Below are 26,585 nucleotides of genomic sequence, written 5' to 3'. Positions count from 1 at the left end.
CCGTATGGCACGTCAACTCAGCAGGCGGCATCTACCGCTACACCGGAGACCAGCCGAGCTGATCCCGGACGCCGATGAAGGTGGGCCCACGCGTGGTGCGCGTGGGCCCACTCGCCTTGGCGGCGGAAGCGATCGGGAAAACGTCTGTGCGTACGAGATCCCCGCCGTGCAGGATGGCGTCGGAAAGCGAGGTCTCGTGGACGAGTTGAGGCGATTCCGTCAGGCGACGGTCGCATGGGCGGCCGGCGGAGCGGGGTCGGACGCGGCAGCGGCGGAGGCGCGGGAACTGGCCGGCGGTGTGCGCACGGTCGTCCTCGTCGAGGGAAGCAGCGACCAGGTGGCGATCGAGGCCCTGGCCGCCCGCCACGGCCGCGACCTCGGCGCGGAGGGCGTCGCGGTGGTACCGCTCGGCGGTGCGACGAGCATCGGGCGCTTCCTGAACGTGTGCGGTCCGCCGGGGCTCGGCCTCCCGCTGGCGGGGCTCTGCGACATCGGCGAGGAGCGGCACTTCCGGCGCCACCTGGAACGGGTCGGGCTCGGCTCCGGCCTCACCCGCGCCGGACTGGAGGCGCTCGGGTTCCAGGTGTGCGTCGCCGACCTGGAGGACGAGCTGATCCGCGCCCTCGGTGCCGGCGCCGTACAGCAAGTGATCGAGGCCCAGGGCGAGATGCGCCCCTTCCTCACGTTCCAGGGCCAGCCCGCCCAGCGGGAGCGCCCCGTGGAACACCAGCTGCGCCGGTTCATGGGCACGCACAGCGGCCGCAAGGCGCAGTACGCGCAGGCGCTGATCGCGCACCTGGACCTCACGCACGTACCCCGGCCGCTGGAACGCCTCCTCGCAAACGTCTAGCGCAGCCGCCTCCCGGGCGCATCAGTCCTTCGAAGACTCCGCCCCTTGCCCTCGCCGGGGTTCTTGCCGCCCTGGACGGTGCGACCCGGTCACCGCCGTTCCGGGACGGCGGACTCCGCGATGTGGGCCATGACGGACCAGGTGATCGCCTTCCGGCAGTTGCTCAGGCCCTTGTCCTCGATGTAGAGGGTGTTGTCCCCGCCGACCCGGTAGTCCTCCCGGCGGCCCCGGTGGACGATGCCGCCCTCGTGCAGGACCAGCCAGGAGGCGAGGGAGTGGGTCAGCTCGTACACGCCCCAGGCGAACAGCAGGAGACAGACAGCATCGAATACGAGGTGCCCGACGCCGGTCCCGGCGTCGGGTATGCCGAAACCGCACCGCGGCGCCTACAACGGCCCCGGCGTGTAGCCCGGGGCCGGACAGAGCCCCTCTAGCATGGCGGCCATGGCGATCATGTCAGCGACACGGGCGGGCGCGGCGGGGCGAATGCTCCACGGAATCCTTGACGTTGCCAGGGATACGGACGGGGCGGGTCCGGAGGCAGAGGGCGCCGCTCTGCGGGCGGTGGAGCGGGGGCGGCCCGCGCGTACGGTGGCGGCGAAGGTCGCGGCAGCCGGTGGGGTCGACGGTCAAGTCGCCGAAGTACTGCGCGAGTTGGCGGTGAGTCGGCTCGGCGCGGACATGGACCGGTGGCGCGGGCTGTACGACGCGCTTCCCGGGTACCGGGGCGAGCTGACCGCGCTGCTCGCCGAGCAGCCGACGCCCCTGGGGTCCGGTGACGCGCTCCGGGCGCCCGCGCCCCGCAGCGTCCACGCCACGCTCGGGCTGCTCCTGGAGCACGCCGAGCCGGGCGACGCCGCCGCCGCGCTGGCCGCGCTGCCCGAGCGGTTGACGGCGGACCTGCTCGCCGGCGGGGCACCGCCCGCGCCCGCTCTCGTGGCCGCCGTGCTCGGCCACGGCGACAGCCGTTCCCGTACCGCGCTGGCCGGACATCCCCGGCTCGATGCCCGGGTGCTCGCCCGGCTGGCCGCGATCGGCGACGCCCGGGTCTCGGCCGCCGTCTACCGCAACCCGCGCACCACCTCGTCCCTGCGCCGCACCATCGCGCACGGAACCGACACCGTTCCCCTCGACGACGCGCTGCTCGCCGAGCTGACGGCGCCGCACGGCGATGTGCCGCTCTCCTGGCTGGCGCCGCTGCTCGGCTCCGGCGACCCGCAGCTCGTGGGCCTCGCGCTGCGGGTCGGGTTCCGTCAGGTCGCGCAGCAGTACGCGCTGTTGCGGGTCTGGGAGCGGAGCGGCCCGGACGCCGTACGCGCACTGCTCGACGACCCCGCCGCCGCCTGGCTGAGCCAGGCCGTCGTGACCACGGTGACCGAGGCACTGGCCGATGCGGGCGGCGGCGCCCCGCACCGCCTGCGCGCGGAGTGCGAACCGTACGAGGACCCGGCCCGGCTGCCCGCACTGCTGGCCACCGCGCGGGGCACCAGCACCCTGCGCGATCTGCTGGCCGAGCCGTACGCGCACGATCTCGACGCTCTGGCCGCGGCCCATGCCGCGACCCCGTTCATGCCCAAGGCCTGCGAGGAACTGGCCCGCCACGAGGCGGCCGACGACACCCAGCGTCTGGCGTTCCGGCTGAGCGTCCTCAACGAGCCGTGGCGGGCCGGCGGACGCCGTGCGGGCAACAGCACCCCACCCGCGCGACGCCTGGCCGAAGAAGCGCTCGACGACAGCGCGACCCGCTGGGCGGAGGGCATGGCGGGTGCGGGGCTCCTCGATCCCGTCGAGCTGATCCGCACCGCGCGGCCCGCCGTCCACGCCGTGGACGCGCTCGCCCGGCTCGCCGAACGGAACCTGCTGGGCGCGGCGTCCGCCGCCGAGCTCCGCGCGCTGGCCGCGGCCCACCTGGGCGAACGGCCGGACGCCTGGGCGGCGCTCGACACCCTGCTGCCCGAACACGAGGGAACCGTCGCCGAGTTGATCGCCGAGGCGGGCACGGCCGCCGCCAGGGAAACCGAGGAAGCCGGGGAAGCCGGGGAGGCCGTCGAGCCCCGCCCGTCGGCCGCGGTGCCGCCGCCCCGGGCACCCCTGTACCGGATCGACCGGGTCCACGCCCTGCCCGCCCTCGACCTGCTGTACTCCGTCGCCCCCGCCGGCGCACCACGGCCCACGTCCCCCGACGTGCTGCGCGCGCTGTCCGTGTACGACTGGAACGACGCGCCCGGCCTCGCCACCCCGGACTGGTTCGCCGACGCCTGCGCCGCCGAAGGCATCCCCGCGTCCGAGGACGGCTACGTGTACGCCGCGCCCAGCCTCGCCGAGATACGCGCGAAGCTCCCGGAGTCGTACGGATCGAGCACGCACCTCACCGAACACGCTTACCGCCAGGGCGTGTTGCCTGCGGACGAACTGCTCACCATGCTGCCCGCGCACCGACTGCTCCGGCTCCCCCACGACTGGCGGCGGCTGGCGTTCGCGGAGGCATGGCGCTCCGCGCTCGCCCGGCGACTGCGCTCCGAGCTCGGCACCGACGCCGACGCCTGGCTCCGCCTGGCCGCGACGGTGACGGCGTCCGAAGCCGCCGAGGAGGGGCTGAGCTGGGCCCGGTTGCTGGGGCGCGCGCAGTCGCGGACCGGCGGAGTCGCCCCGGCGGCGGGCGGCGGGCCACTCGTGCCGAAGCCCGGACCGGGCACACCCGACGAGGCGATCCACCTCCTGGAGCGCGGCAACCATTTGTGGGCGTGGCCGGTGGGCACCCTGCTCTGCCTGGCCGACGCCGAGGTCGTCGACGCCGTGCTGCCCCGGCTCGGCCCCGACGGGCCCTGGCTCCTGGCCGCGTACCTGCTGCGGTACGACCGCACGCCGCTGCGGGTCCTCGACCGGCTGCTCGCCGGACGCGACCGCGACGCGCTGCGCGTCCTCGCCGCGCAGTCCCGCTGGATGAAGAGGAGCGGAGCGGTGGAGCGCCTCGTCGACCTCGACGACCCCGATGTGGATCTCGCCCTGCTGCGGCACTGGAACCCCCGGCCCCTCGTCCACCGGATCGTGACCCGCTCACGGCCCGTCGCCGGGAGGACGTCGCCGGGCGCCGGGAGGACGTCGCTGGGCGGCCGGGTGCTGGCCGACTGGCGCGCCCGCGGCTCCGCCTACCCGGCCGGGGGCTCGGCGTGGCTCTGCTCCGCCGAGCCCGACCTCGTCGAGGAACTGCTCGCCAAGGAAGGAAAGAAGCTCGGCCTCGGCCATCAACTCCTGGGCTGCCTGAGGCTGTTCGAGCACGGCGGCGCCGACCGGCTGGCCCGCGTCGCGGGCGCGGACCTGCTGGGTCGGGCCGCCACCACCGTGTGCGCGAAGGCCCTGGCCGCCGCCGACCCCGCCGCCGTGCTCCGCGCCCGGCTCGACCGCGAACTGGCTCCGGGCAAGCTCGTCACGAAGCTGCGGCGCGCCCAGCACGCCGCGCAGACGCGTGCGGTCCTCGCGGCGCTCCCGCCGGGCGAGGCCGTGGACTGGGCGGCTCTCGAAGCCGCCCACGCCGAGGACCCGATCCCGTACTGGTCCGACGTGGTCCGCCTCGACGAGGCGCCCGAGGAGCTCCGGCTGCGGCACGCGGCACTGCTGGGCGAGCCGGGTCCCGACGGACTGTCCGGGAACGCGCGGCTGACCCGGGCGCGGGCCCGGCACGGGCTCGGCGGCCTGTACCACTGCACGCCGACCACCCAGCTGGACGGCCTGCTCGCGGCGGGCCTGCTGACCGGCGCGGACCTGCTGAGCCAGGCGGCCCCGGCCGCGCGCATCCTCGCCTACCTCAGCGGCACCGCCCGCCGCGCCGACGCCCCGCCCGAGGCCGCCGCCGCCCGGACGGGCCTCGCCGAGCTCGTACGCTCCCGGCTCGGCACGGACGAGCGGGCCTGGGCCCGCGTCGCCGAGCGGCTGACCGGGCTGGACCCCGCATGGGAGCCCATGTCACCGGTGGCCGCGCTGCTGGACATGGCCGGGCCCGGATGACGCGCCGCTGCGGCGGGCGGTGTGCGGTGTGCGGTCAGTCGAAGATCGGGCCCTGCGTACGGGTCCGCTTGATCTCGTAGAAGCCGGGGATCGACGCCACCAGCAGCGTGCCGTCCCACAGCTTCGCCGCGTCCTCGCCCTTCGGGGCGGGGGTGACGACCGGGCCGAAGAAGGCGATCTGCTCGCCGTCCGCGCCCGGGACGGCGATGACCGGGGTGCCGACGTCCTGGCCGACCTTGTCGATGCCCTCCTTGTGGGAGGCGCGCAGCTCGGTGTCGTACATGTCCGAGTCCACGAAGTCCGCCAGCTCGGCCGGCAGGCCGACGTCCTGGAGCGCGCCCTCGATCGCCTCGCGGGTGGGGCCCTCGCCCTGGTTGTGGAAGCGGGTGCCGAGCGCGGTGTACAGCGGGCCGACGATCTCGTCGCCATGCTTCTGCTGGGCGGCGACGACGACGCGGACCGGGCCCCAGCCCTTCTCCAGCAGCTCGCGGTACTCCTCCGGCAGCTCGTCGATCCGGTCCTCGTTGAGGACGGACAGGCTCATCACGTGCCAGCGGACCTCGACGTCGCGGACCTTCTCCACCTCCAGCATCCAGCGGGAGGTCATCCAGGCCCAGGGGCAGAGCGGGTCGAACCAGAAGTCGACGGGGGTCTTTCCGGTCGTCGCCGTGCTGTTGTCAGACATGTCTCTCCTCATGAGGGCGTTCGCACCTGCTGCGCAGAACGCCCACGGACGCACCCGTCATTCCCGCCTGCCGGGCCGGGTGACGGCATGGGAGGATCAAAGTATTCGAACGTGACACAAAGGAGTGCACCCGTGCCCGGTGAGAACCTGTCCCGCGACGAGGCCCGTGAGCGGGCCGAGCTGCTCAGCGTCGACGGCTACGAGGTCGATCTCGATCTGCGTTCCGCCGTCGGCGGGACCGACGGGGACGGGGACGCCGCCTCCGGTCCGCGGACCTTCCGCTCGGTGACCACGATCCGGTTCCGCAACGCGCGGGCGGGGGCGTCGACCTTCGCGGATCTCGTGGCGCCCGCCGTGAACGCGGTGACGCTCAACGGGCGGCCGCTCGACCCCGCCACCGTCTTCGACGGCACCCGGGTGGCGCTGGACGAGCTGCCGGAGGGCGAGAACGTCCTGGTGGTCGACGCGCAGTGCGCGTACAGCCGGACCGGCGAGGGCATGCACCGGTTCGTGGACCCGGAGGACGGCGAGGTCTACCTCTACACGCAGTACGAGCCGGCCGACTCGCGGCGGGTCTTCACGAACTTCGAGCAGCCCGACCTGAAGGCCCCCTTCCGTTTCCAGGTGACGGCGCCCGAGGGCTGGACGGTCTGGAGCAACGGGGCCGAGGAGTCGCGGGACGGAGAGGTCCGGCGGTTCGCCGAGACGAAGCCGATCTCCACGTACATCACGGCGATCGTCGCCGGCCCGTACCACTACGTGACGGACTCCTACAGCCGCACCTTCGAGGACGGCACGACGCTGGAGATCCCGCTCGGCGCGATGTGCCGCAAGGGACTCGCCCGGCACTTCGACGCGGACGACATCTTCCTGATCACCAAGCAGGGTCTGGACTTCTTCCACGACAACTTCGACTACCCGTACCCGTTCGGGAAGTACGACCAGGCGTTCGTGCCGGAGTACAACCTCGGCGCGATGGAGAACCCGGGCTGTGTCACGTTCCGCGAGGAGTACATCTTCCGCGGCAAGGTGACGCAGGCCGCGTACGAGGGCCGGGCCAACGTCATCCTGCACGAGATGGCGCACATGTGGTTCGGCGACCTCGTCACCATGCAGTGGTGGGACGACCTGTGGCTGAAGGAGTCGTTCGCCGACTTCATGGGCGCGTTCTCCATGGTGGAGTCGACCCGCTTCAAGAACGGCTGGATCACCTTCGCCAACAACCGCAAGTCCTGGGCGTACCGCGCCGATCAGCTGCCCTCCACGCACCCGATCACGGCCGACATCCGTGACCTGGAGGACGCCAAGCTGAACTTCGACGGCATCACGTACGCCAAGGGCGCCTCGGTGCTGAAGCAGCTGGTGGCGTACGTGGGGCGGGACGCGTTCCTGGAGGGAGCCCGGCGCTACTTCAAGAAGCACGCCTACGGCAACACGCAGCTGGGCGATCTGCTGTCGGTGCTGGCCGAGACGTCCGGGCGCGACATGACCGCCTGGTCGCGCTCCTGGCTGCAGACGGCGGGCGTCAACTCGCTGACCCCGGTGGCCACGTACGACGCAGCGGACCGGATCACGGAGCTGGCGGTCCTCCAGGAGGCGGCCGAGTCCCACCCGGAGCTGCGGCCGCACCGGGTCGCGGTCGGCCTGTACCGACGCGCCGCCGACGGCGACCTGGTGCGGTACGCCCGCGCCGAGGTCGACGTGGCCGGGCCGCGCACGGTGGTCGGGGAGCTGGCGGGGGCCGAGCGGCCCGAGCTGATCCTGGTCAACGACGACGACCTCACGTACTGCAAGGTCCGCTTCGACGAGGTGTCCCTGGCCACACTGCGGGCGCACCTCGGCGACATGACCGACCCCCTGGCACGGGCACTGTGCTGGTCCGCGCTGTGGAACATGACCCGGGACGCGCTGATGCCCGCCCGCGACTTCGTCTCCCTGGTGCTGGCCTTCGCCGGCCGGGAGTCCGACATCGGTGTGCTCCAGATGCTGCACGCCTGGACCCGGACCGCGCTCACGCAGTACGCGGCGCACGGGTGGCGCGAGGAGGGCGGCCGGGCGCTGGCCGAGGGCGCGCTGCGGGAGCTGCGGGTCGCCGAGCCGGGCAGCGAGCACCAGTTGGCGTGGGCGCGGTTCTTCGCGTCGGTCGCCGACTCGGAGGCGGACCTCCGGCTGCTGTCGGGGCTGCTGGACGGCTCGGCCCGGATCGACGGACTCGACGTCGACCAGGAGCTGCGGTGGGCGCTGCTGTCCCCGCTCGCCTCGCACGGGGTGGCCGACGAGTCGGTCATCGATGCCGAACTGGCCCGCGACGACACGGCGTCCGGCAAGCGGCACCAGGTGCGGTGCCTGGCGTCGCGGCCCTCCGCCGCGGTCAAGGCGCAGGCGTGGGCGGGCGTGGTGGAGTCGGACGCGCTGTCCAACGCGCTGGTCGAGGCGACGATCGCGGGCTTCGCCCCGTCGTCGCAGCGGGAGCTGCTGGCGCCGTACACGGGCAAGTACTTCGACGCGATCGAGCGGGTCTGGGCCGAGCGGTCGATCCAGATCGGAGTGATCGTGGTCAAGGGCCTGTTCCCGGCGCTCCAGGACGACCCGTCGACGCTGGCCGCGACGGACGCCTGGCTGACCTCCCACGAGGACGCGGCGCCGGCGCTGCGCAGGCTGGTGCTGGAGGCGCGGGACGACCTGGCGCGGGCACTGCGGGCGCAGGCGTGCGACGCGGGCGCGGCGGAGGCCGGGGCCGGGATCTGACGAGTGCGGGGCGGGGCGGGGCGGTGCGTCCGGCCTCGCCCCGCCCCTGCTCGTGCGGCTGCCGGAGGGACACCCCCAGGGGCTGTCCCGCAGTCGGTCGTCGAACGTGCGTACTTTAGGACGGCGTTGTCCCGAATTGCCGACGAGCGTGTAACAGGGGTTAGCGCCGCGCCGGCTTGCGGGATACCCCGGAACATGACCCAGAACACGCCGCTCTCCCCCTGTCACCCCCGCACCACCGGCGACGTCCGCCGATGCGTGCTGTCCGCAGCGCAGTTGAGGGCGCGGGGGGTGCCCGCGTCCGTGGCCGCCGCGCGTTGCGGGGACGGCGGGCCGTGGCAGCAGCCGCTGCCCGGCGTGTACGTACTGCACCCGGAGCCGCCCACCGGCGAGGAGCGGTTGGTCTCCGCACTGCTGTACGCCGGCCGGCCACCGGCCTCCGGCCGTCGGGACGTACCGGCGCAGCCGGGGCGGGAGGCCGGGCCGGAACCCGGGTACGGGGAGGCCATGGTCACCGGGCTCGCCGCACTCGCCCTGCACGGGTTCACCGCCGCCCCGGCGTCCGATTCGGCGGCCGCCATCGACGTACTGGTGCCGCGCACCCGGCGACTGCGTTCGGTCGGGTACGTGCGGCTGGTGCGCTCCGCCGGAACGCCCCGCGCCGAGCAGGTGGGCGGTCTGCCCGTGGCCCCTGTGGAGCGGGCGCTCTCGGACGCGATCGCCGGGCTCCAGGACCCCTTGGCCGTACGCGGGCTGCTCATCGAGGCGGTTCGCGGCGGGTACTGCGAACCGGCCGTCGTGGTACGTGAGTTGAGCCGCGCCAAGCTGCTGGGACGGCCCCAGGTGGTGGCGGCCGTCGACTCGTTCCTCGCCGAGGGGCGGGCGGTGGCGGAGGGCCGCCTCTACGACCTGGTGCGGACGTACGAACTGCCGGAGCCGCTGTGGAACGTGGAGCTGCGCCTGCCCGGCGGCCCCCGGCTCGGCGGCGTGGACGCCTACTGGCCCGAGCAGGCGGTCGCCGTGGAGCTGGACACCAGGGCGCCGCGGCTCGGCGGGTCCGGCGACGGCCGGCACCGGGAGGAGCCCGGGGTCCAGTGGTCCGCGTACGCCGCCCGGCGGGAGCACCTGGAGGGGCTGGGCATCACCGTCGTCCACCTCACGCCGGGGAAGCTCCGCGACGTGAGCGAGCAGCAGGCGGTCGTGGTCCGTACGGCGCTGATGGCGGCGGCCGACCGCGAACCGGCCGCGCAGGTGGTGGTCCTGCCCCGTTGAGAGCGGCAGGACGGGCCACAGGAGCCACTTATCGACCGTTTCGTCCCTGATGGCACATCAGTACCAGTGGCGGGATTCTGCCATGTCCACATCTCGCGCCCGCCAACTCTCCACAAACCCCTGTCATTTACGAAAGGGTGAGCGGTCATCCGGTACCGAATTCCGGACTCTCTCTTTCATATCCAGGGATGCTGATGACCTCCGAATCCCCCAGTTCCATACCCGGGGCGAGACGCGCGGCCCGAGTCGCGGCCGCTGCCGGTCTGGTGGCCGCACTGGCCGCCACCGGCGTCGCCCCCGTCTTCGCCGCCGACGCGCCCGACACCGCTCCCGTCAAGTCGGCCGCCGAGGGCGCCACGGCGAACAAGCTCGGCGCCAATGACGAGCAGTTGCTGGCCAAGGCGAAGACCAAGGGCCAGAAGAACATCACGATGATGGTCGCCACCGCTCCCGGTGCGACCGAGCAGGTCACCAAGCAGCTGGACGCCGTCAAGGGCTCCGTGCTGGGACGCACGTACGACAAGCTCGGCTACGTACGGGTCACCGTGCCCACCGCGACCGCCGACGCGACCATCAAGGCGGCGTCCAAGCTGTCGTCCGTCCAGGGCATCGATCTCAAGCAGGAGATCAAGCTGGACGACCCGACGCCCGCGGCCGACCGGGCCGCCGGCGCCGGGGTGAAGGCCAAGGCCACCGGCTCGTACCCGGCGCCCGGCAAGAAGACCCCGGCGAAGAACCCGTACAACCCGTCCTTCGAGACGGGCGCGGTCGACTTCGTCCAGCAGCACCCGAAGGCCGACGGCCGCGGCGTGACCATCGGCATCCTCGACTCGGGTGTCGACCTCGGCCACCCGGCGCTGCAGAAGACCACCACCGGTGCCCGCAAGATCGTCGACTGGGTGACCGCGACCGACCCGGTCAGCGACGGCGACGGCACCTGGCTGCAGATGACGGACGCCGTGTCCGGCCCGACGTTCACGTACGAGGGCCTCACGTACAAGGCGCCCGCGGGCGACTACCGGATCAAGCTGTTCGCCGAGGCCGCCACCAAGGGCGGCGACATGGCGGGCGACCTGAACCGCGACGGCGACACCACCGATGTCTGGGCCGTGCTCTACGACCCGGTCACCGGCACCACCCGGGTCGACCTGAACAGCAACGCGGACTTCTCCGACGACGCCGCTCTCAAGCCGTACAAGGAGAAGCACCAGGTCTCCTACTTCGGCAAGGACGACCCGCGGACCGAGGTCGCCGAGCGCATCCCGTTCGTCGTCGAGACCCGCAAGGACGTCGTCTACAACGCCGCCGGTGACACCTCCGACTTCGTCAACATCGGTGTCATCGAGAGCGAGCACGGCACCCACGTCGCGGGCATCACCGCCGCGAACGGCCTCTTCGGCGGCAAGATGAACGGTGCCGCGCCGGGCGCGAAGATCGTCTCCTCGCGTGCCTGCACCTGGTCGGGCGGCTGCACCAACATCGCGCTCGTCGAGGGCATGACGGACCTCGTCGTGAACCGCGGTGTCGACGTCGTCAACATGTCGATCGGTGGCCTGCCGCCGCTCAACGACGGCAACAACGCCCGCGCCGCGCTCTACAAGCGGCTCGTCGACATGTACGGCGTCCAGCTGGTCATCTCGGCCGGCAACGACGGTCCGGGCGTCAACACCATCGGTGACCCCGGCCTCGCCGACCACGTGATCTCCGTCGGCGCGTCGATCTCCAAGGAGACCTGGGCCGCCAACTACGGCTCCAACGTCACCAAGAAGTACGACATGCTGCCCTTCTCCTCGCGCGGTCCGCGTGAGGACGGCGGCTTCGCGCCGATCCTGACCGCCCCGGGCGCGTCCATCAACACCACCCAGACCTGGCTGCCCGGCGGCCCGGTCAAGGAGTCGGGCTACTCGCTCCCCGCGGGCTACTCCATGCTCCAGGGCACCTCGATGGCCTCGCCGCAGGCCGCGGGCGCGACCGCGCTGCTGCTGTCCGCCGCGAAGCAGAAGCACATCGAGCTGCCCCCGGCCGACCTGCGCACCGCGCTGACCAGCACCGCCACCCACATCAAGGACGTGCCCGCGCACGCCCAGGGCTCCGGTCTGATCAACATCGTCGGCGCCTGGAAGCAGATCGAGAAGCAGGGCACCCCGGCGCACGAGTACTCGGTGAAGGCGCCGGTCGACACCTCGATCGACTTCGCGCTGGAGACCCCCGGCTTCGGCACCGGCCTGTACGACCGCGAGGGCGGCCTGAAGGCCGGCCAGACCAAGTCGTACGACGTCACGGTCACCCGCACCACGGGCCCGGACAAGGCCGTCAAGCACAAGCTGTCGTGGAAGAACAACGACGGCACCTTCAAGCTGGCCGGTCCGAGCACCGTCTCGCTGCCGCTGGGCGAGCCGGTGACCGTCAAGGTCCAGGCGAAGCCGGGCAGCGCGGGCGTGCACAGCGCGATCCTGAAGGTCGACGACAGCAGGACCGTCGGTGTGGACCAGCAGATCCTCACCACGGTGGTCGTCTCCACGGAGCTCGTGAAGCCCGGCTACGCGTTCAAGGCGTCCGGCTCGGTGCAGCGCAACGGCACCACGTCGTACTTCCTGACCGTGCCGGAGGGCGCCAAGACCCTTGAGGTCGCGATGAGCGCGCTGCGCTCGGGCAGCCAGACCCGCTTCATCTCGCTCCACCCGTACGGGGTGCAGATGGAGGACAGCTCCACGATCTTCTGCTACCCGAACTACGAGAACCCGGCCAACACCTGCCGTCCGGACGTGCGCTCGTACAAGGACCCGCAGCCGGGCGTCTGGGAGATCGAGGTCGAGGCACGGCGTACGTCGCCGCTGCTGGACAACCCGTACAAGCTGGACGTCTCGCTGCTCGGCGCCACCTTCGACCCGGCGGTGCAGACCATCGCCGAGGCGAAGGTCGGCACGCCCGCCGCGGTGGACTGGACGGTCACCAACAACGCGGGCGACCTCCAGGGCACGCTCAAGGGCGGCTCGCTGGGCTCGGCCAAGGTCGACAAGCCGTCGATCAGGACGGGCGACCAGCAGGAGTACACGGTCACCATCGGTGAGGGCGTCGAGAAGCTGGACGTCGCCATCGGCGGCACGGCGGACGCCAACGCGGACCTGGACCTGTACGTCTACCGGGGCGACACCGAGGTCGGGAAGTCGACCACGGCGGGCTCCGAGGAGGCCGTCAGCCTGGCGAAGCCGGCCGCCGGTACGTACACCGTCGTGATCGACGGCTACGACGTCCCGGCCGGCATCACCACGTACGACTACCGCGACGTGTACTACGCACCGTCGCTCGGCACGATCAAGGTCGACGAGTCGAAGGCCGTGAACCTGGCCAACGGCGCCTCGGCGCAGATCGGTGCCGAGGTCTCGGTCGCCGGTGCGGCCCCCGAGGGCCGGCAGTTCTTCGGCGAGGTCCACCTGGTGAACAGCCGCGGCACCGCCGCGGGCACCGGCAGCGTCGTGATCGAGAAGGTCACGCCGTAACGGCCACCATGTGATCCGTACGACATGTACGGCAGTGGGGCGGGCGCTCGGACGAGCTCCCGCCCCACTGCCGTGTGCCCGGCCGGGCGGGGGCTGTCCGTACCCCGGACAATGGATTGGACAAGGAAGCCGTGGACATACGCATCATGGAGCGGCAACCGTGCCAGTTCGTACGTTCGAAGGAGTCCCTGTGAAGGTCGGAATCGTCGGCGCCACCGGTCAGGTCGGCACAGTCATGCGCAGGATCCTGGCCGAGCGGAAGTTCCCGGCCGACGAACTGCGGCTGTTCGCCTCCGCGCGCTCCGCGGGCTCGACGATCGAGTGGCAGGGCCGGGAGATCACCGTCGAGGACGCCTCGACGGCCGACTACACCGGGCTGGACATCGTGCTGTTCTCGGCCGGTGGCGCGACCTCGAAGGCGCTCGCCGAGAAGGTCGCCTCGCAGGGCGCCGTCGTGATCGACAACTCCTCCGCCTGGCGCAAGGACCCCGAGGTCCCGCTGGTCGTCTCCGAGGTCAACCCGCACGCGATCGCCGACCGGCCCAAGGGCATCATCGCCAATCCGAACTGCACCACGATGGCCGCCATGCCCGTGCTGCGCCCGCTGCACGACGAGGCCGGTCTCCAGACGCTGACCGTCGCCACCTACCAGGCGGTGTCCGGCTCCGGTCTGGCCGGTGTCGCCGAGCTGCACGGCCAGGCGTCCAAGGTCGTCGCCGAGGCCGACAGGCTCACCCACGACGGCGAGGCCGTCGAGTTCCCCGAGCCGAACGTCTACAAGCGCCCGATCGCCTTCAACGTGCTGCCGCTGGCCGGCGCGATCGTGGACGACGGCTCCTTCGAGACCGACGAGGAGCAGAAGCTCCGCAACGAGTCCCGCAAGATCCTGGAGATCCCGGAGCTGAAGGTGTCCGGCACCTGCGTCCGGGTCCCGGTCTTCTCCGGTCACTCGCTCCAGGTCAACGCCCGTTTCGCCCGCCCGATCAGCGTGGAGCGCGCGTACGAGCTGCTCAAGGACGCGCCGGGCGTCGAGATCTCCGAGATCCCCACCCCGCTCCAGGCGGCCGGCAAGGACGCCTCGTTCGTCGGCCGGATCCGGGTCGACGAGACCGTGGAGAACGGCCTCGCGCTCTTCGTCTCCAGCGACAACCTGCGCAAGGGCGCGGCGCTGAACGCGGTACAGATCGCGGAGCTGGTCGCGGCGGAGCTGAACGGCTGACGCCGGACGGACACGTACGGAAGGGCGGCCACCGAGGCTCGGTGGCCGCCCTTCCGTGTGCGTGCGGTGTCCGTCGGAGGGCGAGGTGGCGTCGCAGGGCGGCGTCGATCTCGGCCATGCGCCGGCGGGGGACGGTGCCGACGCGTTTCAGCACGCGCTCCGGGGTCACTGCCCGGACCTGCTCGCACTCGACGAGGTGGATGTCACCGCACCTCATCGCTCAGCCCGTCACCCGAGAACGCGTCCTCAGAACGCGGCGTCCTCGCTCGCGTCCCACTCCGCGAACGCCTCCGTGTACTCCGCCTCCAGGCCGGCGGTGCGCAGCAGCCGGCTACTCCGTTCCGGGGCGCGACGTGGAAGGATGACCGGAAACGTCACACACCAAGGAGATGACCGCGTGCCTGGCACGAATCTGACCCGCGAAGAGGCACAGGAGCGGGCGCGCCTGCTGACCGTGGACGCGTACGAGATCGATCTCGACCTCTCCGGAGCGCAGGAGGGCGGCACCTACCGGTCCGTGACCACCGTGCGCTTCGACTCCGCCGAAGCCGGTGCGGCGACCTTCATCGACCTGGTCGCCCCGGCCGTGCACGAGGTCGAGCTGAACGGCAAGTCGCTGGACGTCGCGGCCGTGTTCCGCGACTCGCGCATCGCGCTCCCGCACCTGGTCGCGGGTTCCAACGAGCTGAAGGTCGTCGCCGACTGCGCGTACACCAACACGGGCGAGGGCCTGCACCGCTTCGTCGACCCGGTCGACCAGCAGGCGTACCTCTACACCCAGTTCGAGGTGCCGGACGCCCGCCGCGTCTTCGCGAGCTTCGAGCAGCCGGACCTGAAGGCGACGTTCCGGTTCACCGTGAAGGCGCCGCAGGGCTGGACGGTCATCTCGAACTCGCCGACGCCCGAGCCGAAGGACGACGTCTGGTCCTTCGAGCCGACGCCGCGCATCTCGTCGTACATCACGGCCCTGATCGTCGGCCCGTACCACTCGGTGCACAGCAGCTACGAGAAGGACGGCCAGTCCGTCCCGCTCGGCATCTACTGCCGTCCGTCGCTGGCCGAGTTCCTCGACGCGGACGCGATCTTCGACGTCACGCGGCAGGGCTTCGACTGGTTCCAGGAGAAGTTCGACTACGACTACCCGTTCGCCAAGTACGACCAGCTGTTCGTCCCGGAGTTCAACGCCGGTGCGATGGAGAACGCGGGCGCGGTCACCATCCGCGACCAGTACGTGTTCCGGTCGAAGGTGACGGACGCGGCGTACGAGCGGCGTGCGGAGACCATCCTGCACGAGCTGGCGCACATGTGGTTCGGCGACCTCGTCACCATGGAGTGGTGGAACGACCTGTGGCTGAACGAGTCGTTCGCCACGTACACCTCGGTCGCCTGCCAGGCGTACGCCGAGGGCTCGAAGTGGCCGAACTCCTGGACCACGTTCGCCAACACCGAGAAGACCTGGGCCTACCGCCAGGACCAGCTGCCCTCCACGCACCCGATCATGGCGGACATCCGTGATCTGGACGACGTGCTGGTCAACTTCGACGGGATCACCTACGCCAAGGGCGCCTCGGTCCTGAAGCAGCTGGTGGCGTACGTCGGCATGGACGAGTTCTTCAAGGGTGTCCAGGCGTACTTCAAGGCGCACGCCTTCGGCAACACCCGGCTCCCTGACCTGCTGGGCGCCCTGGAGGAGACCTCCGGCCGCGATCTGAAGACCTGGTCGAAGGCATGGCTGGAGACGGCGGGCATCAACGTGCTGCGTCCCGAGCTCACCACGGACGAGAACGGCCACGTCACCTCGTTCACCGTGCTCCAGGAGGCCCCGGCCCTCCCCGCCGGCGCGAAGGGCGAGCCGACGCTGCGGCCGCACCGCATCGCCATCGGCTGCTACGACCTCGACGCCGCCGGCAAGCTGGTCCGTGCGAACCGCATCGAGCTGGACGTCGACGGCGCGCGCACGACCGTGCCGTTCCCGGCCGGTGCCGCCCGCCCCGCCGTGATCCTGCTCAACGACGACGACCTCTCGTACGCGAAGGTCCGGCTCGACGAGGAGTCGCTGCGCGTCGTCACCGAGCACCTCGGCGACTTCACCGAGTCGCTCCCCCGCGCCCTGTGCTGGGCCTCCGCCTGGGACATGACCCGCGACGGCGAGCTGGCGACCCGCGACTACCTGGCCCTGGTGCTCTCCGGCATCGGCAAGGAGTCGGACATCGGCGTCGTCCAGTCGCTGCACCGCCAGGTGAAGCTGGCGCTGGACCTGTACGCGGCGCCGGAGTGGCGCGAGGCCGGGCTGACCCAGTGGACCGAGGCCACCCTCGCGCACCTGCGCGCGGCGGAGCCGGGCAGCGACCACCAGCTGGCCTGGGCGCGCGCCTTCGCGGCGACGGCCCGTACCCCGCAGCAGACGGACCTGCTCCAGTCGCTGCTGGACGGCCGGGAGGTGATCGAGGGCCTGGCCGTCGACACCGAGCTGCGCTGGGCGTTCGTCGAGCGGCTCGCCGCGACCGGTCTCCTCGACGAGGACGAGATCGCCGGCGAGTACGAGCGGGACAAGACGGCGGCGGGCGAGCGCCACGCGGCGACCGCCCGCGCGGCACGGCCGACCGAGGAGGCGAAGGCGGAGGCGTGGGCCTCGGTCGTCGAGTCCGACAAGCTGCCGAACTCCCTCCAGGAGGCGGTCATCGCCGGCTTCGTCCAGACCGACCAGCGCGAACTGCTGGCCCCGTACACGGAGAAGTTCTTCGCCTCGGTCAAGGACGTCTGGGACTCGCGCAGCCACGAGATGGCCCAGCAGGTCGCGGTCGGCCTCTACCCGGCCCTCCAGGTCTCGCAGGACACCCTGGACGCCACGGACGCCTGGCTCTCCTCGGCGGACCCGAGCGCGGCCCTGCGCCGGCTGATGTCGGAGTCCCGTTCGGGCGTCGAGCGCGCCCTGACGGCCCGCGCCGCGGACGCGGCGGCGGCCACGGCGTAACGCGCCGGATCGGCCCAGCAGGAAGGGGCGCCTCCCGCCACGGCGGGGGGCGCCCCTTCTTCGTGTTCGTCGCGCTCCGGGCCGCGTGATGGGTTCTTCGCGCTCCGGGCCGGGTGACGTGGAAACCGCCCGTCGGACGGGCGCGGTCGCGCAGCCGTCCGACGGGCGGGAGCAGGGAGGTGACCGGCCCCGGTCCGGTTACGCGCCGGCCTCCTCGTAGCGGCGGGCCAGTTCGGCCGTGCCGGACTCCGTCAGGCTGCCGTGCAGGCGCATGCGGGCGACGCCGCCGTCCGGGAAGGCGTCGAGGCGGACGTGGGTGACGATCGCCTGGGCGCGGAGCGGGAAGCGGTGCAGGGCGTCGGGCTGGAGCCGGGTGCGGGGGATGATCTCGAACCACTCGCCGGTCTCGCCGTTGCGGCCCTGGAGGGCGATCCAGCCGGCCGAGTTGCCCTTGAGGTAGGCGGTGTCGATCTCGACCGCGCGGACCGCGCCCTGGGCGGGGAGGCGGAAGCGGACCCAGTCGTTCGTGTCGCGGACCCGGCGGCGGCGGTTCTCCCAGCCGTCGTCCATCTTGCGGGAGGTGCCCGGCAGGATGATCTGGGTCGGCGAGGAGTAGAAGCGGTCGGAGGCGTCCTCGTAGCTGCCGCCGTTCAGGACCGAGATCAGGTCGAACGTGCCGAGCGTGGCGAGCCAGGACGGGTCGGGGAGGACCTCGCCGTGGACACGGAGGCGGGCGATGCCGCCGTCGGGGTGCTGGCACAGGCGGATGTGGGTGTAGCGGCGGCCGTCGGTGATCTCGAAGCCGTTGGCGGCGTGGCCGCGCACGGGGGTCGGCGGGACGATCTCCTCCCACTTCACGTCGTCGGCGAGGAGGTCCTCGGGGCTGGGCGTGCCCTCGACCGCGGTGGCCTGGATCGATACGCGCTGCGGGTAGTTGCCGCGGAAGTGGGCCGTGTCGACGACGATGCCGCGGATGATGCCGGGGGCACCGAGGCGGATCAGGGCCCAGTCGTGCTCGCCGGGGGCCGGGAAGGGGTTGTCGGCGTCCGCGCCGCGTCGGCGGCGGGTCTCCCAGCCGTCCATGATCTTGCCCTTGTGGCCGAAGTGCTCGGGGTCGAAGACCGCGCGCTCGCGGAGCAGCAGGTTCTCGCGCTGGGCGAAGAACTCGTCGTTGGCGGCGATCACGCCCGCGCCGAGACGGCGGTCGGCGAGGTCGACGAGTTCGGTGAAGGGGAGGTCGGTGGTCCGGTAGTCGGCGTACGGGTCACCACCGCTGTACGGGGCCGCGTCGTTGGCGTGGGGGTCCTCGTGCTGGTTCTCATTCTGATCGAAGGTCATGCGTCCACTGTCGCGGTGAACAACCCATCAGGTCCAGCGAAAGTTTTTGCACTGTTCATTCAGCTGAAGTGAACGAATCGGCGGTCGCGGTGAGCGCGACGAGGACCCTGGCCACCGCGGGGCCCCGCTCGGCGCCCTGCCGGACCGCCGCCACCACATGACGGCGCGGCCGGTCGGCGTCGAGTGCGCGCATCACCACGCCGCCCCGGCTGCGGCGTTCCGCCGACGCCATGCGCGGGACCAGGGCCACTCCCATGCCCGCCTCGACCATCGCCAGGATCGCCGTCCAGCCCGAGGCGCTGTGCGCCTGCTCGGGTACGAATCCGGCGGCCTCGCAGGCGGCCGTCGTGATCTGCGACCAGGGCCCCGAGCCGCCGAAGATCCACGGCTCGCCGGAGAGGTCCGCCAGCCGGAGGGCGGGCGTGGCGGCGAGCGGGTGGTCCGCGGGCAGCGCCGCGTCCAGGGGGTCCGCGAGCAGCGGCAGCACCGCGAACCGGGGGTCGCGGGCCGTCGGGGCGTGCGCGGCGAGGGACAGGGCGAGGTCGACGTCACCGGCGGCCAGGAGCTCGTACGCCTGCCCGGCCTCCGCCTCCCGCACCCGCACGTCGGGTCCCGGCCGGTCCTCGGCGCGCAGCCGCTGGACGGCCGGTACGACGAGGGAGGACACCGCGGTGGAGAACGCCGCGATCCGCACCTCGCCGGCCTCGCCGCGCAGATAGCCGGTCAGTTCGGCGTCGGCGCGCTCCAGTTGGGCGAAGACGGCCTCGGCGTGGCGCAGCACGAGGTGCGCGGCGTCGGTGAGCCGGACCCGCCGGCCCTGGGCCTCCAGGAGCGGCACGCCGAGTTGTCTGGACAGGGCGGAGAGCTGCTGCGAGACGCCGGAGGGGGTCATCAGCAGGGCCTGCGCGGTGGCGGTGACCGTGCCCCGGTCGCGCAGGGTACGCAGGATGCGGAGCTTCTTGACGTCCCACTCGATCATGGCCGCAACCTACCCGGCGCCGCGAACGGAGTGCCCGACTCCGCGAGCGGAGTGTCCGGCTCCGGACGGGGTGCCGGGTCGCGGACATGCGTGTGCGCCGCTCGGTACTCGTGGAGTACCTGCGGCGCACTCGGGACGGGTGTGGAGTGTCAGGCCTGCTTCTTGGACTTGTCCAGGACCATGACCAGGCCCGTGATGACCAGGAACAGGACGATGGGTGCCACGACGTAGAGGCCGATGGTCTCCATCGCGCTCAGGCCGGGCCCCGGGTCGTCACCGTCGTCGCGGGTGAGCGCGAGCGCGGGGGACGACATGAGCAGCATCATCAGCGTCGTTCCGGCCGCGACGGCGCCGGCGCGCATAGCGTTCTTCTTGTCCACGGTGCAAACGTAGCGAACGCCCGCGAGGGGCGCGCGCCCGGGGGTGCCGTACGGGGTCGGACCGGGGTCGGGGACAGGGCTCGGGACAGGGTCCGGGGCGGGTCACCCGGTGGGATCCGGGCGCTCCGCGCGCGGCTCGAAGACCTCCATCAGCCGGTGCAGGCGGGGCGCGGCGGCCAGTTCCTCCAGGGTGACCGGGTGGCCCTCCGCATCGGCGACGGGCAGGCGCCAGTTGGGGTACTGGTCCCAGGTGCCGGGCAGGTTCTGCGGGCGGCGGTCCCCGAGCGCGTCGGGCAGCCAGACACCGGTCATGCGGGCGGGAGTGCGCAGCAGGAAGCGGTGCACGGCGCGTACGCAGCCCTCCTCGTCGCCCTCGCCCTCGGGAAGCAGGCCGAGCCTGGAGAGGTACCCGAGCCACTCGGCGGTGTCCGCCGCGTCCGCCGTCAGCTCCTGGGCCAGGGGGCGGGTGAGCAGGCCGAGGCGGTGGCGCAGCGTCACATGGTCGCCGGCCAGCCGGGCCGCGGTGGACGGCAGGTCGTGGGTGGTGACCGTCGCCAGGCAGTCCTCGCGCCACTGCTCGGGGGCCAGCGGGCGGCCGGTGCCCGCCCAGTCCCGTTCGAACCAGAGGACGGAGGTGCCGAGGACCCCGCGCCGGACCAGCGCCTCGCGGACCCCCGGTTCCACGGTGCCGAGGTCCTCCCCCATGACGACCGCGCCCGCCCGGTGCGCCTCCAGGACCAGGACGGCGAGCATCGCCTCGGCGTCGTGGGTGACATAGGTGCCCTCGGTGGGCGGGCGCCCCTCGGGCACCCACCAGAGCCGGAACAGGCCCATGACGTGGTCGATGCGCAGGGCGCCCGCGTGGGCGAGGAGCCCGCGCAGCAGCCCGCGGTACGGGGCGTAGCCGGACGCGGCGAGGACGTCCGGGCGCCAGGGCGGCAGGCCCCAGTCCTGGCCCCGGGCGTTGAAGGCGTCGGGCGGCGCGCCGACGGACATGCCGTGCGCGAAGGCGTCCTGCTGCGCCCAGGCGTCGGCGCCGCCGGGGTGCACGCCGACGGCGAGGTCGTGGACGACGCCGACGGCCATGCCCGCGTCGAGGGCGGCGCGCTGGGCCTCGGCGAGCTGACCGTCGGTCAGCCAGGCGAGCCGGCAGTGGAAGTCGACCCGGTCCAGCAGTCCGGCGCGGGCGCGGGCGGTCTCCTTGGAGCGGGGGTCGCGCAGCCCGGCGGGCCAGGCGTGCCAGTCGGAGCCGTGCACCTCGGCGAGGGCGCACCACAGGGCGTGGTCCTCCAGGGCCTGTCCCTGCGCGGCCAGGAAGTCGCAGTACGCGGCGCGGCGGCCGGGGGTGAGGGGCACCTTCCGTACGAGTTCGAGGGCCTGGCGCTTGAGTTCCCAGACGGCGTCGCGGTCGATCAGGGCGCCCTTGTTCAGGACGGTGTCGCTGAGTGCCGCGGCGTCCTGGCGCAGGTCGTCGAGGGCGGCCCGGTCCGTCACGTGCCCGTACTCGGGGACGGACTCGACGTGCAGATGCACGGGGTCGGGGAAGCGCCGCGACGAGGGGCGGTAGGGGGACGGGTCGGTGGGGCGGCCGGGCACGGCGGCGTGGAGCGGGTTGATCTGGACGAACCCGGCGCCGAGGGTCCGGCCGGACCAGGCGGCGAGGTCGGCGAGATCCCCGAGGTCGCCCATGCCCCAGGAACGGGCGGAGAGCAGGGAGTAGAGCTGGACGAGGAAGCCGTGGGCGCGGGCGGGCGGGCGGGGCGCCCCGGGCGGGGCGACGACGAGCGTGCCGGCCGCGCTCCGGCCGCCGGGCGCCCGTACGGCCAGCCGGTGCACCCCGAGCGGCGGCTCGGTCCACCAGGCGGGGACCGCGGGCGCCCCCGTACCGGCGTCCTGGCCCCCTTCGCCGCCCGGATCCGTGAGCCCGTCAGCGGCGGCGCCCCGTGCCGAAACGGCCGGATCCGGTCGGTCGGCCTGGACGCGCATCCGCGGGGGCGGGTCCGCACCGGGGTCTTCGAGGGCGATGTCCAGCGTGGTGCCGGGCGGCAGGGCGGTCAGCGCCGCCGGCAGCGGCTCACCGGTCCACACCACCAGGGTCGGCGGGAGCAGCCGGGAGCGGGCCGCGGACTCGGCGGCGGCGAGCGAGTGCCGTACCGCCTCGGGCGTGGCGGCGTCCACGCCGAGCGCGGCGAGCACGGCGACGACCGTGTCGTCGGGAACGGACACCGTCACATCGGCGGACGGGGAGTAGGAGGTGGCGACGCCGTGCAGTGCGGCGAGCCGGGACAAGCCCATTCAGACTCCTGGGGACTCCATGCCCCACGCGCCGCCGGACGTGGCCGGCTCGCTGGTCAGCGGGGCGTTTACGGCGAGCGGGGGTTCGCTGGTCAGAGGTGTGGCGTCGGCGAGCGGCGGCTCGCTGGTGAGGGGTATCGCGTCGGCGAGCGGCGGCTCGCTCGTCAGCGGGCCGCTGCGGGGGGCGAGCACCGGGAGCGGGGCGGGCGCGGGGGCCGCGTCGCCCGGCGGGGCGGTGGCGTCCGGCACCTGTCCGGAGAGGGCGGAGAGCAGAAGCTGTGCGGCGGCGGGCATGGCGGCCTCCTGGCCGTGGGGGTGACAGGACACAGCAGACCTACCCGGCGGACTCGACCACAGACGTAGGCGTCATCACAACGAGTCCAACGTGCCCTGGGTCACATTCCGTTCCCCACAGGCCCGTTCCCCGCAAGTTGTCCGCTCTTTTCGGCCATCCGGCGTCATCTTTGGCGTCCGCCGCCGCGCCCCGCCGCCGCTCGCCCCGTCCGCACGATCGGGCATTTCCGGCACACCACCCACGCGCATTGACACCCTCGCGCGCGGGTGGTGGGCTCGGAGCCCACCGGCCGGAACGCCGGAGACCAGCGGTGGGAACGGGAAGCGCCGAGGACCAGCGGCGGGAACGAGGGAGACGGGGATGCGGCTCAGGCGCGGAAAGCAGGCGGCGGCCATCGCGGTCGCGGTGCTCGGCGGACTGCTCTCCACGGGAACCCCGGCCGTCGCGGCCCCTTCGGTGCCCGGCTCCCCCGCCGTCACCACCCCCGACCGCGCGGACGACGGCGGGCTGCCCGCCGTATGGCCCCGGCCGCAGTCCATCGAGGCCGCCGGAGCGTCCGTACCGCTCTCGGCCGAGGTCACCCTGGTCGCCGACGCGCACTCCGATCCGTACGCGGTCGACGCCCTGCGGCGCGTCCTGCGGGACGCGGGTGTGCGGACCGTCCACGAGGCGCTGCCCGGCCGCGGCCCGGTCATCAGGCTCGGCGGCGACGGCGCCCGCGACGCGCTGCGCACCCTGCACGCCCCCGCGCGCGGCGACCTGCCCTCCGGGGGCTACCGGATCGCGGTCGGCCGGGTCGCGGGCCGGGACACCGTCGCGGTGGACGGCGTCGGCGAGGACGGCCTCTTCCACGGCGTGCAGACCCTGCGTCAGCTGATCCGGGACGGAGGCGTCGCCGGAGTCACCGTCAGGGACTGGCCGGGCACCGCCGTGCGCGGGATGACCGAGGGCTTCTACGGGCAGCCGTGGACCCGCGAGGAGCGGCTGGCCCAGATCGGCTTCATGGGGCGCACGAAGCAGAACAGGTATCTGTACGCGGCGGGGGACGACCCGTACCGCCAGGCCCGTTGGCGCGACCCCTACCCGGCCGACCGGCGTGCCGACTTCCGGGCGCTGGCCGAGCGGGCCCGCGCCGAGCACGTGACGCTCGGCTGGGCCGTCGCCCCCGGCCAGGCCATGTGCATGTCGTCGGCCGGCGACATGAAGGCGCTGACGAAGAAGCTCGACGCGATGTGGGCGCTGGGCGTGCGGGTCTTCCAGCTCCAGTTCCAGGACGTCAGCTACAGCGAATGGCACTGCGACGGCGACGCCGACACCTTCGGCAGCGGCCCGCGGGCCGCTGCCAGGGCACAGGCGCGGGTGGCCGGCGAGGTGGCGCGGCACCTCGCGGAGCGGTATCCGGGTTCGCAGCCGCTGTCGGTGATGCCGACGGAGTTCTACCAGGACGGGTCCACCGAGTACCGCGAGGCGCTCGCCGCGGAGCTGGACGACCGGGTCCAGATCGCCTGGACCGGGGTCGGGGTCGTGCCGAGGACCATCACCGGCGGGGAACTGGCCGGTGCCCGCGCCGCGTTCGGGCACCCGCTGGTCACGATGGACAACTACCCGGTCAACGACTACGCCCAGGACCGGATATTCCTCGGCCCGTACACCGGCCGGGACCCGGCGGTGGCCACGGGTTCCGCGGCACTGCTCGCCAACGCGATGGAGCAGCCGTCCGCGTCCCGCATTCCGCTGTTCACCGCCGCCGACTTCGCCTGGAACCCGAAGGGTTACCGGCCGCAGGAGTCCTGGCAGGCGGCGATCGACGACCTGGCGGGCGGTGACGCGCGTACCAGGGAGGCGCTGCGCGCGCTGGCCGGGAACAGCGCGGCGTCGGTGCTGGGCGGTGACGAGTCCGCGTATCTGCGGCCGCTGCTGGCCGCGTTCTGGAAGACCCGTGCGGCGCACGACACCACGGCGCGGGACGACGCGGCGCGCGGGCTGCGGGAGGCGTTCACCGTGATGCGGGAGGCGCCGCAGCGGCTGAAGGGCCTGGCGGACGGGCGCCTGGACGAAGAAGTGCGGCCGTGGACGGAGCAGTTGTCCCGGTACGGCCGGGCGGGTGAGCTGGCGGTGGATCTGCTCCAGGCCCAGTCGCGCGGCGACGGCGCCGCCGCCTGGAAGGCTTCCCTGGCCCTGGAGCCGCTGCGCAAGGCCGCGAAGGCGGACGGCGCGACGGTCGGCAAGGGGGTGCTGGGCCCGTTCCTGGACCGGGTGCGCCGGGAGGCGGACGCCTGGACGGGCGCGGACCGCGACGCCGGTACGGTCACGAAGGCTCCGGGCAGCTACACGGTCCGGCTGGACCGGGCCCGCCCGATGGAGGCCGTGACGGCGATGACCCTGCCCGGCGGCGGCACGGTGGCCGGTGCGGCGCTGGAGGCCCATGTGCCCGGCGAGGGCTGGCGCCGGCTGGGCGCGCTGTCGGAGACCGGCTGGACCCAGACGGCCGGCAAGGGGCTGCTGGCCGACGCGATACGGATCAGCTGGCCCACGGGCGGCCCGGCGATGCCCCCGCTCCTCTCCCGCACGGTGGCGCCGATGGCCCCGGGGGCCGGCGCCCCGGGGAGTGCCCCGCTGCCGGCTCCCCGGGTGCGCGCGCTCGTGCCCTGGTTCGGCGACGAGCCCGCGGCCCGGCTCGATCTGGCGCGCGGTGAGACGGACGCCGAGATCGGTGGCGGGCCGCAGCGGGTCGAGGCGCGCCTCGCCGCCCGGCGCCCCGCCGAGGTGCGGGGCGCGCTCACCGCGAAGGCGCCCGAGGGCATCAAGGTGGACATACCGAAGCAGACGAGGGTGGCGCGCGGTTCCCGTACCGAGGTCCCGGTCGAGATCACGGTCCCGGCGGGCACCCCGGCCGGGGAGTACGAGGTGCCCTTCAGCTTCGGTGACGAGCGCAGCACCCTCACCGTCCGGGCGTTCCCGCGCACCGCGGGCCCCGATCTGCTGCGGGAGGCCACCGCGTCCTCGTCCGGCGACGAGACCGCGGACTTCCCGGCGTCGGCCGCCGCCGACGGCGATCCGGAGACCCGCTGGTCCTCCCCGGTCGAGGACAACGCCTGGTGGCAGGCGGAACTGCCCCGGACCGCCCGGATAGGCCGGGTCGTGCTGCACTGGCAGGACGCGTACGCCACCCGCTACCGGCTCCAGGTCTCCCCGGACGGCCGCAACTGGCGCACGGCGGCGACCGTCCGGGACGGCAGGGGCGGGCGCGAGTCGGTCCGGATGGACGCGAAGGACGCCCGCTACCTCAGGGTCCAGGGCGATGCCCGGGGCAGCGAGTTCGGCTACTCGCTCTGGTCGGTGGAGGCGTACGCCGTCGCCGCAACGGAGTAACGATCCGGGCCTTTTCCGTCCCGGGGACGACAAAGGCCCGGATCCCTAGGCGGAAATGCCGTCGATCCGGGCCATGGCGTCGTCCGCGCCGAACGGTTGCAAGTACGGCAACCAGCGCGGGTCACGGTGTCCCGTGCCGATGATCCGCCAGGCGAGGCCGGTCGGCGGGGCTGGTTGCTGGTGCAGCCGCCAGCCGAGCTCCGGCAGGTGCCGGTCCGCCTTGACGTGGTTGCAGCGGCGGCAGGCCGCCACCACGTTGTCCCAGGCGTGCTGTCCGCCGCGGCTGCGCGGAATCACATGGTCGACGCTGGTCGCGGCGGCGCCGCAGTACATGCAGCGCCCCCCGTCCCGGGCGAACAGCGCCCTGCGGGTCAGCGGTACGGGCCCCCGGTAGGGAACCCGTACGAACCGCTTCAGGCGGACGACGCTGGGGGCCGGGACGGCCCGGGTGGCACTGTGCATGAGGGCGCCGGTCTCCTCCAGGCAGATGGCCTTGTTTTCGAGGACGAGGACGAGCGCGCGGCGGAGCGGTACGACGCCGAGCGGCTCGTACGACGCGTTGAGAACCAGGACATGCGGCACGGTGGATGCCTCCTTGTACGCCGGCGGCGCGTGGCTCGCGCCGGGACGATCCGATCTCAGTCTCTACTCCTGCCTGGTCGGAGCGCCACCA

The 26,585-nt window shown here is 73.0% G+C and carries 17 protein-coding genes and 1 pseudogene; 8 read left to right on the top strand and 10 right to left on the bottom strand.

Annotated features, from left to right (window positions below):
• The first annotated feature begins 196 nt into the window (after positions 1–196).
• The gene (locus ACFYY1_RS01685; RefSeq protein ID WP_388579426.1) at positions 197–850 is read left to right on the top strand and encodes a TOPRIM nucleotidyl transferase/hydrolase domain-containing protein; all 654 of its coding nucleotides are present in this window, start codon (positions 197–199) and stop codon (positions 848–850) included.
• 89 nt (positions 851–939) lie between these two features.
• On the opposite strand, the gene ACFYY1_RS01680 is transcribed toward ACFYY1_RS01685, so the two are convergent.
• On the bottom strand, positions 940–1,143 hold the full coding sequence (locus tag ACFYY1_RS01680) for a hypothetical protein (protein ID WP_388579424.1): 204 nt from the start codon (positions 1,141–1,143) through the stop codon (positions 940–942).
• Positions 1,144–1,294: 151 nt separating this feature from the next.
• On the opposite strand from ACFYY1_RS01680, the gene ACFYY1_RS01675 reads away from it, so the two are divergent.
• Entirely contained in the window at positions 1,295–4,855 is a 3,561-nt protein-coding gene (locus ACFYY1_RS01675) for a hypothetical protein (protein WP_388579421.1), read from the top strand.
• A 34-nt stretch (positions 4,856–4,889) separates the two neighbouring features.
• On the opposite strand, the gene ACFYY1_RS01670 is transcribed toward ACFYY1_RS01675, so the two are convergent.
• Positions 4,890–5,540 carry a disulfide bond formation protein DsbA gene (locus ACFYY1_RS01670; RefSeq protein ID WP_388579419.1) on the bottom strand — a complete coding sequence of 217 codons (651 nt, stop codon included), beginning with the start codon at positions 5,538–5,540 and terminating at the stop codon, positions 4,890–4,892.
• Positions 5,541–5,672: 132 nt separating this feature from the next.
• Between ACFYY1_RS01670 and pepN (ACFYY1_RS01665) the strand changes: the two genes are divergently transcribed.
• From pepN (ACFYY1_RS01665) to ACFYY1_RS01650, 4 genes are all read left to right on the top strand, one after another.
• The gene (pepN, locus tag ACFYY1_RS01665; RefSeq protein ID WP_388579417.1) at positions 5,673–8,288 is read left to right on the top strand and encodes an aminopeptidase N; all 2,616 of its coding nucleotides are present in this window, start codon (positions 5,673–5,675) and stop codon (positions 8,286–8,288) included.
• 195 nt (positions 8,289–8,483) lie between these two features.
• Entirely contained in the window at positions 8,484–9,560 is a 1,077-nt protein-coding gene (locus ACFYY1_RS01660; RefSeq protein WP_388579415.1) for a hypothetical protein, read from the top strand.
• A gap of 188 nt (positions 9,561–9,748) precedes the next feature.
• Entirely contained in the window at positions 9,749–13,060 is a 3,312-nt protein-coding gene (locus ACFYY1_RS01655) for a S8 family serine peptidase (protein ID WP_388579412.1), read from the top strand.
• 190 nt (positions 13,061–13,250) lie between these two features.
• Positions 13,251–14,279 (top strand): aspartate-semialdehyde dehydrogenase, encoded by a 1,029-nt coding sequence (locus ACFYY1_RS01650; RefSeq protein ID WP_388579409.1) that lies wholly within the window; start codon positions 13,251–13,253, stop codon positions 14,277–14,279.
• A 97-nt stretch (positions 14,280–14,376) separates the two neighbouring features.
• Here ACFYY1_RS01650 and ACFYY1_RS01645 read toward each other — a convergent pair.
• A pseudogene (locus ACFYY1_RS01645) lies at positions 14,377–14,496 on the bottom strand (type II toxin-antitoxin system PemK/MazF family toxin); the annotation flags it as partial.
• A gap of 29 nt (positions 14,497–14,525) precedes the next feature.
• The gene (locus tag ACFYY1_RS01640) at positions 14,526–14,657 is read right to left on the bottom strand and encodes a hypothetical protein (RefSeq protein ID WP_388579406.1); all 132 of its coding nucleotides are present in this window, start codon (positions 14,655–14,657) and stop codon (positions 14,526–14,528) included.
• Positions 14,658–14,676: 19 nt separating this feature from the next.
• On the opposite strand from ACFYY1_RS01640, the gene pepN (ACFYY1_RS01635) reads away from it, so the two are divergent.
• Positions 14,677–17,253 (top strand): aminopeptidase N, encoded by a 2,577-nt coding sequence (gene pepN, locus ACFYY1_RS01635; RefSeq protein ID WP_388579404.1) that lies wholly within the window; start codon positions 14,677–14,679, stop codon positions 17,251–17,253.
• A gap of 198 nt (positions 17,254–17,451) precedes the next feature.
• On the opposite strand, the gene alc is transcribed toward pepN (ACFYY1_RS01635), so the two are convergent.
• From alc to ACFYY1_RS01610, 5 genes are all read right to left on the bottom strand, one after another.
• A complete protein-coding gene (alc, locus tag ACFYY1_RS01630) occupies positions 17,452–18,591 on the bottom strand; it encodes an allantoicase (RefSeq protein WP_388579402.1) in 1,140 nt (379 codons plus the stop codon).
• A gap of 55 nt (positions 18,592–18,646) precedes the next feature.
• On the bottom strand, positions 18,647–19,570 hold the full coding sequence (locus tag ACFYY1_RS01625) for a LysR family transcriptional regulator (RefSeq protein ID WP_388579399.1): 924 nt from the start codon (positions 19,568–19,570) through the stop codon (positions 18,647–18,649).
• Positions 19,571–19,719: 149 nt separating this feature from the next.
• A complete protein-coding gene (locus ACFYY1_RS01620; protein ID WP_124717671.1) occupies positions 19,720–19,950 on the bottom strand; it encodes a hypothetical protein in 231 nt (76 codons plus the stop codon).
• 102 nt (positions 19,951–20,052) lie between these two features.
• Complete coding sequence (gene malQ, locus ACFYY1_RS01615; protein WP_388579396.1) at positions 20,053–22,245, bottom strand: 4-alpha-glucanotransferase; 2,193 nt, start codon at positions 22,243–22,245, stop codon at positions 20,053–20,055.
• Positions 22,246–22,539: a hypothetical protein gene (locus ACFYY1_RS01610; RefSeq protein ID WP_388579393.1), complete on the bottom strand. Its 294-nt coding sequence runs from the start codon at positions 22,537–22,539 to the stop codon at positions 22,246–22,248.
• A gap of 361 nt (positions 22,540–22,900) precedes the next feature.
• Between ACFYY1_RS01610 and ACFYY1_RS01605 the strand changes: the two genes are divergently transcribed.
• On the top strand, positions 22,901–25,912 hold the full coding sequence (locus tag ACFYY1_RS01605) for a beta-N-acetylglucosaminidase domain-containing protein (protein WP_388579390.1): 3,012 nt from the start codon (positions 22,901–22,903) through the stop codon (positions 25,910–25,912).
• A gap of 45 nt (positions 25,913–25,957) precedes the next feature.
• Here the strand turns inward: ACFYY1_RS01605 and ACFYY1_RS01600 are convergent, their stop codons facing one another.
• Positions 25,958–26,494, bottom strand: a complete 537-nt coding sequence (locus ACFYY1_RS01600) for an HNH endonuclease (RefSeq protein ID WP_266732969.1) — start codon at positions 26,492–26,494, stop codon at positions 25,958–25,960.
• Positions 26,495–26,585: the final 91 nt, after the last annotated feature.

This window comes from Streptomyces sp. NPDC001890, from assembly GCF_042891445.1.
GTDB lineage: Bacteria > Actinomycetota > Actinomycetes > Streptomycetales > Streptomycetaceae > Streptomyces.
The sequence above is the reverse complement of the archived record's forward strand: the minus strand, read 5'-3'. Positions and strand labels throughout refer to the sequence as shown.